The sequence below is a fragment of the Micromonospora sp. NPDC050187 genome (assembly GCF_044459745.1).
GTDB lineage: Bacteria > Actinomycetota > Actinomycetes > Mycobacteriales > Micromonosporaceae > Micromonospora.
This window is the reverse complement of record NZ_JBITJH010000008.1, coordinates 1-13,929: the sequence shown is the minus strand read 5'-3', so window position 1 is coordinate 13,929 and position 13,929 is coordinate 1. Positions and strand designations below refer to the sequence as shown.

10 protein-coding genes are annotated in these 13,929 nt (G+C 72.8%); 3 read left to right on the top strand and 7 right to left on the bottom strand.

What is annotated here, in order from left to right:
- The first annotated feature begins 49 nt into the window (after nt 1–49).
- A complete protein-coding gene (locus ACIBJE_RS14550) occupies nt 50–1,408 on the top strand; it encodes a TrkH family potassium uptake protein (RefSeq protein WP_396748216.1) in 1,359 nt (452 codons plus the stop codon).
- Entirely contained in the window at nt 1,398–2,063 is a 666-nt protein-coding gene (locus tag ACIBJE_RS14545) for a potassium channel family protein (protein WP_396748214.1), read from the top strand. The genes ACIBJE_RS14550 and ACIBJE_RS14545 overlap by 11 nt, the downstream gene beginning before the upstream one ends.
- A gap of 39 nt (nt 2,064–2,102) precedes the next feature.
- Here ACIBJE_RS14545 and ACIBJE_RS14540 read toward each other — a convergent pair whose 3' ends face one another.
- From ACIBJE_RS14540 to ACIBJE_RS14510, 7 genes are all read right to left on the bottom strand, one after another.
- Entirely contained in the window at nt 2,103–3,917 is a 1,815-nt protein-coding gene (locus tag ACIBJE_RS14540) for a protein kinase (protein WP_396748212.1), read from the bottom strand.
- 106 nt (nt 3,918–4,023) lie between these two features.
- Nucleotides 4,024–5,577, bottom strand: coding sequence for a fused MFS/spermidine synthase (locus tag ACIBJE_RS14535; protein WP_396748210.1), 1,554 nt, complete (start codon nt 5,575–5,577; stop codon nt 4,024–4,026).
- Between the two features lie 36 nt (nt 5,578–5,613).
- Nucleotides 5,614–6,627, bottom strand: a complete 1,014-nt coding sequence (locus tag ACIBJE_RS14530) for a coiled-coil domain-containing protein (RefSeq protein ID WP_396748208.1) — start codon at nt 6,625–6,627, stop codon at nt 5,614–5,616.
- Between the two features lie 146 nt (nt 6,628–6,773).
- Nucleotides 6,774–7,586, bottom strand: a complete 813-nt coding sequence (locus ACIBJE_RS14525) for an inositol monophosphatase family protein (protein WP_396748206.1) — start codon at nt 7,584–7,586, stop codon at nt 6,774–6,776.
- A complete protein-coding gene (locus tag ACIBJE_RS14520; RefSeq protein WP_396748204.1) occupies nt 7,579–8,031 on the bottom strand; it encodes a response regulator in 453 nt (150 codons plus the stop codon). Before ACIBJE_RS14520 ends, ACIBJE_RS14525 begins: the two co-directional genes overlap by 8 nt.
- Entirely contained in the window at nt 8,028–9,830 is a 1,803-nt protein-coding gene (locus ACIBJE_RS14515; RefSeq protein ID WP_396748202.1) for an ATP-binding protein, read from the bottom strand. The genes ACIBJE_RS14520 and ACIBJE_RS14515 overlap by 4 nt, the downstream gene beginning before the upstream one ends.
- On the bottom strand, nt 9,827–11,080 hold the full coding sequence (locus ACIBJE_RS14510) for a PP2C family protein-serine/threonine phosphatase (RefSeq protein ID WP_396748200.1): 1,254 nt from the start codon (nt 11,078–11,080) through the stop codon (nt 9,827–9,829). Before ACIBJE_RS14510 ends, ACIBJE_RS14515 begins: the two co-directional genes overlap by 4 nt.
- A gap of 313 nt (nt 11,081–11,393) precedes the next feature.
- Here ACIBJE_RS14510 and ACIBJE_RS14505 point away from each other — a divergent pair, with 313 nt between their 5' ends.
- Entirely contained in the window at nt 11,394–13,781 is a 2,388-nt protein-coding gene (locus ACIBJE_RS14505) for a M28 family peptidase (protein WP_396748198.1), read from the top strand.
- Nucleotides 13,782–13,929 lie beyond the last annotated feature (148 nt).

The window sequence follows — 13,929 nt, the reverse complement described above, 5'->3', positions numbered from 1 at the left end:
GCTGGCGGTCTCCGCGACTGCGGAGGATGCCGTTTCCGCACCCGGTGCCGTGCTCCGGCACGAAGATTGGCTGGTGCGCCGGCTTCTCCGTCACCCCGTGCGGATCGTGCCCCTCGGTTTCCTGGTGGCGATCCTGCTCGGCACGGGCGTGCTGATGCTGCCCCCGGCGACCGAGGAGCACCGGCACACCCCCTTCCTCACCGCCCTGTTCACCGCCACCTCGGCGGTTTCGGTCACCGGACTGGTCGTGGTGGAAACGCCGGACTACTGGACCCCGGTCGGCCTGGTGATGATCACCGCTCTGACGCAGGTCGGCGGCCTGGGCATCCTCACCGGCAGCACCCTGGTCATCCTGGTGGTGGCCCGGCAGCTCGGGCTGCGTACCCGGATGCTGGTGCAGGCGGAGACGGCCGAGTTCGGCATCGGTGACGTACGCAGGTTGCTGCTCAGGATCGGTCTCACCGTGCTGGCCTGCGAGGCCGTGATGACCGCGATCCTGGCCCTACGCCTCGTCTTCGCCTACGACTACCCGCCGGGCCGGGCCCTCTGGTACGGCTTCTTCCACGCGGTCCAGGCGTTCAACAACGGCGGCTTCTCCCTCTACCGGGACAGTCTGACCGGCTTCGCGCACGACGGGTGGGTCACCCTGCCACTGGCATTCGGCTCGATCATCGGAGGGCTCGGGTTCCCCGCGCTCTTCGAGGCCAGCCGGAGCTGGCGACGACCGGGCCGCTGGACGATCGGCACCAAGCTGACCGTCTGGGGCAGCCTGGTACTGCTCGTGGTCGCCTTCGTCGTCCTGCTGGCCGCCGAGTGGAGCAACCCCCGCACGCTCGGTCCCTCTGGCTGGGAGGGCAAGGCGCTGGCCGCCTTCACCCAGGACGCGTTCGTCCGCACCGGCGGGTTCAACACGTTGGACATCACCGGACTGGACGAGGCGAGCTACCCCCTGATGATCGCCCTGATGTTCATCGGCGGCGGCAGCGCCAGTACCGCCGGGGGAATCAAGGTCGCCACCTTCTTCCTGCTCGCGTTCGCCATCTGGGCCGAGGTGCGGGGCGAGCCGGACGTCACCGTCGGACGGCGCCGGGCGGCCACGGCGAGCCAGCGTCAGGCGCTCACCGTGGCCCTGCTCAGCGTGGCGCTGGTGGTGGCCGGCACGGTGGCGCTGATCCTGCTGACCGAGCGGCTGAGCTACGACCGGGCGCTGTTCGAGGTGACCTCGGCGTTCAGCACCACCGGGCTCTCCACCGGCGTCGCGCCCACTCTGCCGGCCGCCGGGCAGATCGTTCTGATCGTCCTCATGTACATCGGGCGGGTCGGCACCCTCACCCTCGGGTCGGCGATCGCGTTGAACACCCGCAAACGGCTGTACCGGTACCCGGAGGAGCAACCCATTGTCGGCTAGACGTAACGGCCACGGTGTCGTGGTGATCGGGCTGGGCCGGTTCGGCACCTATCTGGCCGCGACCCTGACCCGGCTCGGTCACGAGGTGCTCGCCATCGACCGAGACCCGCAGACGGTGCAGAGGTGGTCGTCCCGCCTCGACCAGGTGGTGCAGGCCGACGCGACCGACGAGACGGCGCTGCGCCAACTCGGCGTCGCCGACTACGAGCGGGTGGTGGTGTGCATCGGCGCGGCGGTGGAAGGGAGCATCCTCACCGTCCTCGCACTCATCGAGGTCGGCGGGTCGGCGATCTGGGCCCGCGCCACCTCCCGGAAACACGCCAGGATCCTCTCCGCGATCGGCGCGCAGCACGTGGTCTTCCCCGAGGCGGAGACCGGGGAACGGGTCGCCCACCTGATCGTCAGCAACATGCTCGACTTCATCGGGTTCGGCGACGACTTCGCCATCGCCAAGGTCCGGGTGCCACCTCCCCTGGTCGGCCGCACGCTGGCCGAGGTGGCGCCGGACGCCCGCTACGGCGTCATGGTGGTCGGAGCGAAGCTGCCCGGGAGGCGGTACGAGTACGCCGCGCCGGAAACGGTGCTTCCCGAGGGGTCGCTGCTGATCGTTGAGGGCGGCATCGACCAGGTGCAACGCTTCGCCGGACTGACCTGAGTCCGACGAGGGGCGGTTGGTCACCGACGAGGGACGAACTCACCCCTCGGCCGGGTCCTCGCCGCCGCCGTCGTCGTCACCGTCGTCATCGCCGTCGTCGTCCCCGTCGCCCCCGGTGTCATCGGGACTTGGGGTTACGTCCGGAGTTGGCTCCGGATCCGGGGCCGGCTCCGTCACCGGGGGCGTCGGCTCCGGAGTCTCGTCTTTTTTTCCCTCACCGCCCTTGTCCTTGTCCTTGTCTTTGCCCTTGCCCTTGCCGTTGTCGTTTCCGTTGTCGTTTCCGTCGTCGTCGGAGTCCCCGGTGCCCGTGGTCCTGCCGGACGTGGTCGTGGAGCCGCCGGTCCGCGTCGCGCCACCGCCCGAAGCGACCGTCGGGGTGGGCAGGGGCGTGGGCGAACTACCGGCCACCCCGGCGACCTGGACCTCACAGGTCGCGGTACCGATCTGGAACCGCACCGGCAGCGGGTTCGACCCGGCGTACCGGCCGGTCAGGGCGACCTTCTCGGCGGCACCGGGTGCCAGCGTGGCCTGCCCGGCGGCCGGAAGGACCTCGACCGTCCGCCCCTGCTGCCGGACCGTTGTCGGATTCGGGCCGCTGACCGTCTGGTCGCCCGGCAGGGTGAAACGCATCGTCCAGTCCCGCAGCTCCGCCGAACCGGTGTTGGTCAGGGTCACGTCGGCGGTGAAGGTACGACCGTCGTCGCGGCGCAGCGCGTAGTTGACCGTGCAGGGCGCCGGCCGGTCCAGCCCCGTCCGGGCCTCGTCCGGGTTCACCTGGTCGCCGCTGGCCGGCCGCTGTGCGCTCATTCCCCACACCACGCCGGTCACCGCGAGCAGGCCGGCGGCCACCGCGCCCGCCTGCGTCTGCCGCCGGCGCCGGCCCTTCGCGCGCCGCGACCGGCTCACCGACAGCGGAAGCGCGTCGGTCGCCGCCGACCAGGGCAGGATCGTGGTGTTCGCGGCGGCCAGCAGCGCCGGGTCGGACGGGCCGGCCGGCGACACCGGTACGACGGCGGCCACCCCGGCCGCCTCGGCGAGGGTACGGGCCAGCTCGACGCTGGTCGGCCGGTCCTCGGGGCGCTTCGCCAGGCAGCGGTGCACCAGCTCGACCACGTCGTCGGGCAGGCCGGGCACCGGCGGCATCGGCTCGGGGTCGGCCTGCACGTGGGCGCGGAGCATCTGGGTGGTGGTGCTCGCCTGCCAGGGGAGCCGCCCGGTCAGCATCCGGTACAGCAGCAGCCCGACCGCGTACACGTCGGTGGCCGGGGAGACCTGGCCACCGTCGAGCCGTTCCGGGGCGACGTACGCCGGGGTGCCGAGCAGTGTGCCGTCCGGCCCCTTCTCGCTCTCCCCCACCAGGGCGGAGATGCCGAAGTCGACGACCTTCACGCCGGTCGGGGTGAGCATCACGTTCCCCGGGGTCACGTCCCGGTGCACCACACCCCGGGCGTGTGCGGCGGAGAGAGCCCCGGACGTCTCGGCGGCGATGGTCACCGCCTCCCGCCAGGGCAGTTGCCGGTCCCGGCCGAGCCGGGCGGTCAGCGGCGGACCGTCGACCAGCTCCATGACCACGTACGGGACGGTCAGCCCGACCTGCTCCGACTCGCCGTAGTCGTAGACGTTGGTGATGTGCGGGTGGACCAGTCGGGCGGCGGCCTGCGCCTCGGCGCGGATCCGGTGCCGGAAGGCCCGGTCGCTGGCCAGCCGCGAGGCGAGCACCTTGACCGCCACCTGACGGCCGAGCACCTCGTCGTATCCGCGCCAGACCACGGACATGCCGCCCGCACCGAGCTGTTCGATCAGCCGGTACCGGTCACCGAGCAGTTGCGCACCTTTGCCGTCCCCACCACCCATGACAACATCTGTTGCCCGACGGGACGAATAGTTACACCGACCACGGCAAAATCGGTCAGCATCGCCACCGAGCGGGCGGTCGGGACATCCCGCTCGGGCGCCGTGCTCAGGCGGTGGCGAGAAGCTGGTCGACCGGGGCGTAGTCGTCGGTCAGCACCAGCGCGTCATCGACGAACCCGGTCAGGTCGGCACCGGACAGCAGTCGGGTCGGCTCGTCGAGGGTGGCGAGCCGTTCCTCGGCGGCGGCCAGCGGCAATGGCTCGTCCGAGGCGACGATCAGGAAGTTGGCCCCGTACTCGCCGCGCAACGCGGCCGGCGGGGCGATCAACGCCACGTGCCGGAACTCGGCTGCCACGGTGGCCACTTCGCTGCGGATGAACCGCAGCGGCGGGTAGTCGATGACGTTCTGCACGTAGATCCCGCCGGGACGGAGCACCCGGCGGATCTCGGCGGCCATCTCCCGGGTCGCCAGGTGCCACGGCACCACCAGATGGCCGAAGGCGTCCCCCACCACGAGGTCCCGACTGGCGGCGGGCTCCCCGGCCACCAGCATCCGTGCGTCCCCCACCTCGGCCCGCATCCCCGGCCCGGTGCGCAGGCCCAGGTCCGACCGGCCCAGGTCGACCAAGCCCCCGTCGATCTCGAAGACCAGGTTGTCGCTGCCGGGGCGGGTGGCGGCCAGGTAGCGGGGCATGGTGAAGCCACCCCCGCCGACGTGCAGCGCGTCCATCCGCTGCCCGGCCGGGGCCGCCACGTCGGCGACCGCCCCGATCCACTGGGTGTACTCGAACTTCAGGTACGTCGGGTCGGCCAGGTCGACGTACGAGTGCTGGGCGGAGTTCAGCAGCAGCGTCCGGCCGGTCGGCCGGCTGCCGTCCACCTCCACCGACGCGCAGTGGTACGCGGTCTCCACGTCGCACGGGTTCGGCGCGACGGTGGCCAGGCCCGCACCGGCCAACCCGAGCACCGCCACGGCGGCACGGGCGCGGGCCGGACCGGGCAACCCGGTGCGGTCCTGCCGACGCAGGTAGACCCCGAGGGCGATCCCGCTCACCCCGAGCGCCACCGCCAGACCCAGCATGATGACCGAGCTGGGCAGGGCCGCCACCAGGACGAATCCGGTGGCGAGCGTGGCGGTGATGCCGCCGAGGGTACCGATGCCGGAGAGCCGCCCGACCACCTGCCCGGTGCGGCGCAGGTCGGCGAGCTGGAGTTTCACCACCAGCGGGGTGACCGCCGAGAGCAGGGCCGCCGGCACGAAGACGGCCGCCGCGACGAGCAGCAGGATCGCGCTCGCCGCACTGCCCCGCAGCACCTCACCGGCGTACCGGACCACGGGCAGGGTGACCGCGGTGGCGATGCCCGCCAGCACCAGCGCCGGGGCGAGCAGGGGACGCGGATCCCGCCGGTCGGCGAGCCAGCCGCCGGTCCACGCCCCGTACGCGATGGCGGCCAGCGCGATCCCGATCACCGAACTGGTGACCTGGAGGGTGACCCCGACGTACGGGCCGACCAGGCGCAGGGCCACGGTCTCCAGCACCAGCACGGCCCCGCTGGAGAAGAAGACCAGGAACGCGGCGAGGCCGGTGGGCAGGGCCCGGACCGGCACCGGCACGGGCGAGGTGACGTCGACGTCGACGGGGGACTTCGGGGAGCTCACCGCTGCGATGGTACGCAGCGTTCCTGGTAGGGGTGGTCAGTACATCGAGAGGTGAACGTGGTTCGTGTGGTCGGCGGCCGGGCTGCCGCTCCCGCCGTACGCCCGCCAGCCGGTGCCCGGGTGCCAGATCTGCCGGTACCAGATCACGTAGAGCACGCCGAGTCGGCTGGCGTTGCGGACGTACCAGGCGGCCAGCCGGTCACCGTAGTCCTTGTCCCCGCCGGTTGCCGTCCGGTCCTCGAAGCCGTTCGTGGCGGCGGAGAAGTCACACGCCCGCCCCTTGGGGTGCTCGCCCGATCCGCCGCTGCGGAAGCAGGAGACGTGTCGCCGGTAGCCGGCCGACTGGGCCTGCTGGAGGGCGTTGAGGGTGCGCGCGGTGATGCAGCCCGAGGTGGTCGGGTCGTTCACCGAGCAGGACTCCGACGGCCAGGAGCCGTCCGGGTTTCGCGGCGCCGGCCGGGCGGTGGCGGAACCGCCACTGCCGAAGCCGCCACTGGGGCCGGAGCTGACCGCGGCGAGCGCCCGCTCGGCCTCCCGCTTCTTCTTGGCCAGCTGGTTGACCTGCTTGAGCTGCTCGCGGACCTCGGCGTCGATGGCCAGCTTCGCCCGGTCGGCCCGGCCGCGTTCCTCGGTCAGCGCCCGCAGTCGCTGGGCGTCCCGCTGGGCCATCACGTCCAGCTCGGCGGCCCGCTGGAGGAACGCCTCCGGCGCGCTGCTCTGCAACAGCAGCCCGGTGGCGGTCAGCCGCCCCTGCTTGTACGACTGGACGGCCACCTCGGTCACCTGGGCGGTCAGTCCGACCAGTCGAGCCTCGATGTTCTTCAGCTCGGTGGTCAGAAGGACCTGCCGCTTCTTGGAGTTCTCCAGCTTGGCGGTGGCCTCGAGGTGGCCCTTGGCGCTGGCCTCCAACGCGTCCCGAAGCGCCTTGGTGCCGCCCTCGGCCGGCTCGGCGTGGGCAGGGGCGGCCCCGCCCAGCACGAGCGCCACCACGGCGAGCAGTGCGACCAGTGGCCGGAGGCCACGACACCGGAGGAGAGCCGTCCTGCGCACGAAAGTCGATGTCCTCTCGTCAACCGGGCCGTCGTGGACGCGGCTGCCCGGGTGCGTCCTCGGCGTGGACCGCCGGTCACAATACCGGACCGCCGGCGGCGGGCCGAGCCGGTGACGGTCCGGGTCGCGGACGCTCCGGGCCCGCCTCAGTCGGCGAGCAACGCGGCGTGCACCTCGTCCCAGATCTGCTCGTTTGCGGCCACCAACAGGCCGTGGTCGTCGGCGGCCGGGTGGTAGTCGGTGCCGTCGAACCGGCGGACCACCCCGCCGGCCTCGCGGACCAGCAGCGCGCCCGGCACGTGGTCCCACGGGAACGTCCGCCAGAAGAGCACGAAGTGCTGCGTGCCGGCGAGTATGTCGAGGTACTCCCGGCCGGCGCAGTGCTGGCCGGGGAGGATCTCGCCGATCCGCCGGCCGCCGGCCGTCACCCGGGACCGCATCGACGGTGGCAGGTAGTGGCTCATCGACGCGCCACGCAGCTCACCGAGGGGCGGCACCCGGCCGGCCCTGTCGACCGTCCGGCCGTCCAGCTGTACGCCCACGCCGGCCCGGCCCACGGCCAGGTTGTCGGCCAGCGGGTCGAGGATCCAGGACGCCGCCGGCTCGCCCTCGGTCAGCAGGGCCACCATCAGGGCGAACGGCCGCTGCCCGGCGGCGAAGTTGGCGGTGCCGTCGACCGGGTCGACCAGCCAGACGTCCCCCGTACCGCGCAGATGCTCCAGGAGGGCGGGGTCGGCGGCGACGGCCTCCTCGCCGACCACCACCGAGCCGGGACGCAACCGGAGCAGCCCCTCCGAGATCATCTCCTCGGCCCGCTGGTCGGCGACGGTGACCACGTCGCCCGGGGCCTTCTCGGTGATCTCGTGCTCGTCGAGACGTCGGAACAGCGGCACGACGATCTGCTCGGCGGCCTCACGGAGCAGGCCCCCGACGTCGTCGAGCAGGGTGTCGTCAGCCACGCGGCGGCAACTTGACCACGCTGACGAAGAACTCGTCGATCTGCCGGACCACCGAGATGAACCGCTCGAAGTCGACCGGCTTGGTGACGTACGCGTTCGCGTGCAGCTGGTAGCTGCGCAGGATGTCCTCGTCCGCCTGGGAGGTGGTGAGCACGACCACCGGGATCCGGCAGAGCGCCTCGTCCTTCTTGATCTCCTCCAGCACCTCCCGGCCGTCCCGCCGGGGCAGGTTGAGGTCCAGCAGGATCAGGTCCGGCGTCACCGCGTCGGCGTACTGGCCCTCGCGCCGCAGGTAGGCGAGCGCCTCGGCACCGTCGGAGACGACGGTCAGCCGGTTGCGGAGCTTGTGCTCCTCGAACGCCTCCTGGGTCATCAACACGTCGCCCGGGTCGTCCTCCACCAGGAGGACCTCGATCGGGCTCTTGCCGTCCGCCGGAGCGGTCATCCCACTGTCTCCTTCGTGCCACCCGTCCTGCCACTCGCCGCCTGGTCCGGACGCTGGTCGTCAGCGTCCCGAGCGGTGTCGGCGGTCGGCCCGGTCGTTGCGGTGTCGGCGGTGTCTGCGGGTCGGGCACGCTCGGCGCCCGTCCCCGCGTCGGTGCTCTCGACCGGCTCGGTGCTCTCGACCGGCTCGTCGCCCCCGGTCGCGTCGGTGTCCCCGCCCGGCTCGTCGGCCGCCACCCGGGCGGCCTCGACGTCCTCGGGCAGCGCCGGGAGGGTGAACCGGATGGCGGTGCCCTCCTCGGTGTCGGTGTCGACCCAGACCCGACCCCCGTGGTACTCGACGATCTTCTTGACGATCGCCAGGCCGATGCCCGTGCCAGGGTAGGCGTCCTTGGAGTGCAGCCGCTGGAAGATGACGAAGATCTTGTCGGCGAACTCCGGTTCGATCCCGATGCCGTTGTCCCGGCAGGTGATCTCCCACTCGGCGTCCACCAGCCGGGCCGAGACGTGCACCCTCGGCGGCACGTCCGGCCGGCGGAACTTCACCGAGTTGCTGACCAGGTTGGCCAGCAGGTTGGTCAGCAGCGGCTCCTCACCCCGGATGGTGGGCAGCTCCGACCAGGCCAGCTCGGCACCGGCCTGCTGCCGGGTGGCCTCGGTCTGACCCGCCACGTCCGCCATCACCTTGTTCAGGTCGACCTCGGTGAAGCCGGTGGTGAGGCGGCCGATCCGGGAGAAGGCGAGCAGGTCGTTGATCAGGCGCTGCATCCGTTGTGCGCCGTCCACCGCGAAGCCGATGTACTGGTCGGCGCGCTCGTCGAGCTGCCCCGCGTAGCGGCGCTGAAGCAGCTGGCAGAAGCTCGCCACCTTGCGCAGCGGCTCCTGGAGGTCGTGCGAGGCCACGTAGGCGAACTGCTCCAGGTCGCGGTTGGAGCGGACCAGTTCCTCGGCCTGCTTCTGGAGCTGGGTGTTGACCCACTCGATCCGTTCCCGGGCCTCCCGGACCTCGGCGAGGTCCTTGGCGATCTTGCGGCGCATCGCCTCGACGTCCTCGGCGAGCTGTTTGAACTCCGGTGGTCCGGTTCCGCTGATGTGGTGCTGGTAGTCGCCTTCGGCCACCTCCCGCACCTGGCCGGCCAAGCCGGTGAGCGGCCGGACGACCATGCGGTCCAGCGAGACCAGCAGGAGCGTCCCGGCCACGACCACCACCAGCGCCGCGATGATCAGCAGGACGACCAGCAGGTTCCCGGTCCGCCGGATGTTCCGCTCGTTGGCTTCCCGTTCGGCGAGGATCTCCGCCTCCAGCCGGGACATCGAGCTGCGGATCTGGTCGAACTCCTGCCGGGTCCGGTCGTTGATCAGGTTCTGGGCCGCCTGGGTGCCGTCCCGGTCTACCGCCGTGATCACCGGCACGGCCACCGCCTGCCGCCACCGCTCCGCCTGGACGCCCACGGCGTCCAGCTCCCGCCGGACCACCGGGTAGTCGTCGGCCAGCCGGCCCATCGACTCGATTCGCTCGCGCTCCTGCTGGACGCCGCTCTCGTACGGCAGAAGGTCCTGGCGGTCGCCGCTGACCGCGTATCCGCGGACGGCGGTCTCCTGGTCGAGCAGCGCGTTGAACAACTCCTGCGCCTGGACCCGCAGCGGGCCGGTCTCGGTCAACACCGCGTCGGTGTGGGCCCGGTTCCGGGCAGCCACCGCCGCCTCGGCGGCGGCCAGGCCGACCAGCAGCACACCGACCACGACCAGCAGCGTGACCACCCGTTGGCGCAGCGTCCAACCCCGCGTGACGGTGTTCACCGGCCACCACCCCGGCTCACCAGCAGCATCGCCACGTCGTCGGCGAGCGGGCCGCCGTTGATCTCCTCGGCCCGGCCGACCAGCCAACCCGGCAGCTCGGGCAGGGGCACGGCCCGGCTGGCCGGGTCACCGACCAGGGTGCTCAGCCCCGGTACGTCGAGTCGTTCCTCGCCGTTACCCACGCGCCCCTCGATCAGCCCGTCGGTGTACATCAGCAGGGACCAGTCATCGGTGGAGAACTCCAGGTCGAAGGCAACGGGCCGGCGGGGACGCACACCGAGGAGCAGGCCGCCCGGCGCGGGCACCGGCGCGACCCTACCCCCGGCGATCAGCAGCGGCGGCGGGTGCCCCGCCAACCGTACGGTCGCCCGGTTGGCATCCAGGTCCAGCCGCGTGGTGGCGACGGTCGCGAAGATCTCCTGGAGCCGGCGTTCGCTCATCAGTACCTGTTCCAGGGCGGGCAGCACCTCGTCGTCGGGCACCCCGGCGAGGATCAGGGCGCGCCAGGCGACCCGCAGTTCCACGCCGAGCGCCGCCTCGTCCACGCCGTGTCCGCAGACGTCTCCGACGATCAGGTCGATCCGCCCCGGCCGGGTCTGCACCACGTCGTAGAAGTCCCCGCCGATCAGGGCGGCGTGCCGGCCCGGGCGGTAGAAGGTGTGGACGGCGATCCGGTCGCGCTCCATCAGCAGCGGCGTCGGCAGCAGGCCACGTTCCAGGCGAGCCGACTCGGCCTGCCGCAACTCGACCTCACGGAGTCGGCGGGCGTTCTCGTCGGCCCGCTTCCGTTCGACGGCGTAGCGGAGCGCGCGGGTCAGCAGGACGCCGTCGACCGTGCCCTTGACCAGGTAGTCCTGCGCGCCCTCGGCGACCGCGACGATGCCCAGGTGCTCGTCCGAGCGACCGGTGAGCACGCAGACCGCCGCGCCGCCGGCCATGTCGAGGACCTGACGCAGGCCGTCGATCCCCTGGGCGTCGGGCAGGCCGAGGTCCAGCAGGACACAGTCGACCCCGACCACCCGCTGCCGAGCCTCGCTCAGGCTCGTGGCGACCAGCAGGTCGATCATCGAGTTGGTCTCGGCGAGCAGTTCCCCGACGAGGAACGCGTCTCCCTCGTCGTCCTCGACCAGCAGGACCCGCAACCGCTCGCCCGGCGGCAGTGCCGGGTGCCGGCCGAGGCCGCCGTGCGCATACGCCAGCGGCGCGACGGTGGAGCGGGGCACCCCCGCCCCCGGCACGGACCGGGTCACCGCCGCGAGACGCGGAAGATCACTACTGATGTCGAGCTCCTTCCGAGTGCCCTGCTGATCCTGTATTAGACAACGGTCGCACACAACACGACGGCCACGGCACGGGCGCAAATGGGCTCCGTCACTACGCAGCGGCGGACAAAACGGCCACCGGCCGCCCAGGTCGATGACCGGGCCGGCCGGGCGGACCGGGCACGCTCCCACGGGGTCGCTTCTCCCGCGCCGTCCCGATCGGACGATCACGGTCCCCCGCCGGACGCGCGGGCGGGGCAGGATGGTCCCACCCCCGGCCCCACCCCGCGAGGAGACCCCAGTGGGCGCACCGCCTGCCACCCCCGCCGCCGACCGGGCGCTGGCCCGGCCGCGCCGCCGACCGGCCGCCGCCGTGGCCGCGCTCGCCGCGCTCGTCGCGGTCGCCGCCGGCACCCTGTTCGACCTGCGAACGCCCGCACCGGCCCCGGCCGACGCGCCGGCCGCCGAGTTCAGCGCCACCCGGGCGTACGAGCACGTCAAGGTGGTGGCCGCCGAAACCCATGCCGCCGGCAGCCCGGCCAACGACCAGGTCCGCGCGCACCTGGAGCGGACCCTGCGCGGGCTCGGCCTGGAGACGTCGGTGCAGGACACCGTCGCACCGGAGGCCGGACAGCTCAGCGGAGCGGCCGGCGGCGCCACGCTGGCCCGGGTCCGCAACGTAGTGGCCCGGCTTCCCGGCACCGACCCGACCGGCCGGGTCTTCCTAGTGGCGCACTACGACTCGGTGCAGTCCGGACCGGGCGGCAACGACGACGCCGCCGGCACCTCGGCGATCCTGGAGGCGGCGCGGGCGCTGACCACCGGCCCTCGGCCCCGCAACGACATCGTGTTCGTGCTGACCGACGCGGAGGAGGCGTGCCTCTGCGGGGCCGCCGCGTTCGCCGCCGAGCATCCGCTCGCCGCCGACGGCGGGGTGGTGCTCAACCTGGAGGCGCGCGGCCGGACCGGGCCCGTGATCATGTTCGAGACCTCCCGGCGCAACGCCGCCCTGGTGGGTGCCTTCGGCCGGGCCGCCCCGCACCCGGTGGGCACCTCGTTCGCCGTGGAGGTCTACCGGCTGCTGCCCAACGACACCGACTTCACCGCCTTCCTCGACGAGGACTTCGTCGGGCTGAACTCGGCGTACCTCGACGGCGGGGCGATCTACCACACCCCGCTGGACACCCCGGAGTCGCTGGACCGGCGCAGCCTCCAACACCACGGCGACAACGTGCTCGCGCTGGCCCGGGAGTTCGGCCGGACCGACCTGGACGCGCTCGACGCCGCGCACGACGCCACGTACTTCCCGGTGCCCGGCGGCCTGGTCCGCTACCCCGGCTGGCTGACCTGGCCGCTGGCCCTGGTCGGGCTGCTGGGCGTCGCCGCGCTCGGCTGGGCGGCCCGCCGGCAGGGCCGGACCAGCCTGCCCCGGCTGGCCGCCGGCTTCGGGCTGGCCGCGGTGCCGCTCGTCGCCGCCCCGCTCGCCGCCTGGCTGCTCTGGGCGGCGGTGCTCGCCGTCCGGCCCGGCTACGCCGAGCTGCTCGACCCGTACCGGCCGGGGTGGTACCGCCTGGCGGTGGTGGCGCTCGCCGCCGCCGTCCTGTTCGGCTGGTACGCGCTGACCCGCCGCGCAGTCGGTCCGGCCACGCTGGCGGTCGGCGGGCTGGGCTGGCTCGCCCTGTTCGGCGTGGTGCTCGCCGTGGTCGCGCCCGGTGGGTCGTACCTGGCGACCCTCCCCGCTCTGGCCGGCGCGCTCGCCGGCCTGGTGGCCCTGGCCACCCGGATCGACGGGCCCGGCCCGGTGGTCGCGGTGACCGTCGCGGCGGCGGTGGGGGTGCTGGTCCTGCTCCCCACGGTGGTGCTGCTCTTCCCGGCGCTCGGCATGGGCATGGGCGCGGTCGCCGCGCTCTTCGCGACGCTGCTCGGGTTCGCCGCGCTGCCCGTGGTGGACCTGCTGCACCCGCAGGCCGGCGGGGAACGCGGCATGGCCGCCGCGCGGGCCCGCCGCCGGGGTGCGCTGCCGGCGCTGGCCGCGACGCTCGCCGCGCTGGTCTTCGCCGCGGTGGGCCTGGCCGTGGACCGCTTCGACGCCGCCCACCCGATCCCCACCCACCTGATGTACGCCCTCGACGCCGGCACCGGGCAGGCGCGCTGGCTCAGCCACGAGACCGACCCGCAGCCCTGGACCGACGGGTACGTCGACGGGATCGAACGCGTCGACGACGAGTTCCCCGGCCTCGGTGATCCGGAACTACGGACCGGACCGGCACCCCGGGCCGACCTGCCCGCGACCAAGGTCGAGGTGCTCGCCGACACCCGCTCCGGCAGCGAACGCACGCTGCGGCTGCGGCTCACCCCGCAACGGCAGGTCCGCCTGGCCACCCTGCACGTCGACGCCGGCACGGCCACGGTGCAGTCGATGGTGGTCGGCGGCCGGCCGGTGCCCGTCGACCGGATCGCCGACGAACAGCGATGGGACGTCGGGCTCGTCTTCCACGCCCCACCGTCCGAGGGCCTGGAGGTCACGCTGACCCTCACGCCGAAGGCGGAGCGGGTGGCGCTGCGGGTCATGGACGCCAGCGACGGCCTCGACGGGCTGCCCGGCTTCCGCCCTCGCCCGCCCGACGTCGGCGTCGTCGGCTCCCACACCTCCGAGATGCTGGCGGTGGCCCAGACCCACCACCTCTGACCCACCCCGAAACCCTGATCACCGAATATGCGGCATCTTGGGCGATCACCCTGCCTTGGGTTCAAGTGGTTGTTGCAACGGGGTGGATTCTCGTGAGGATGAGGGTTCATGCCAGGGAGACGGTTGTCGTCCGCGGAGCGGGCGCAGA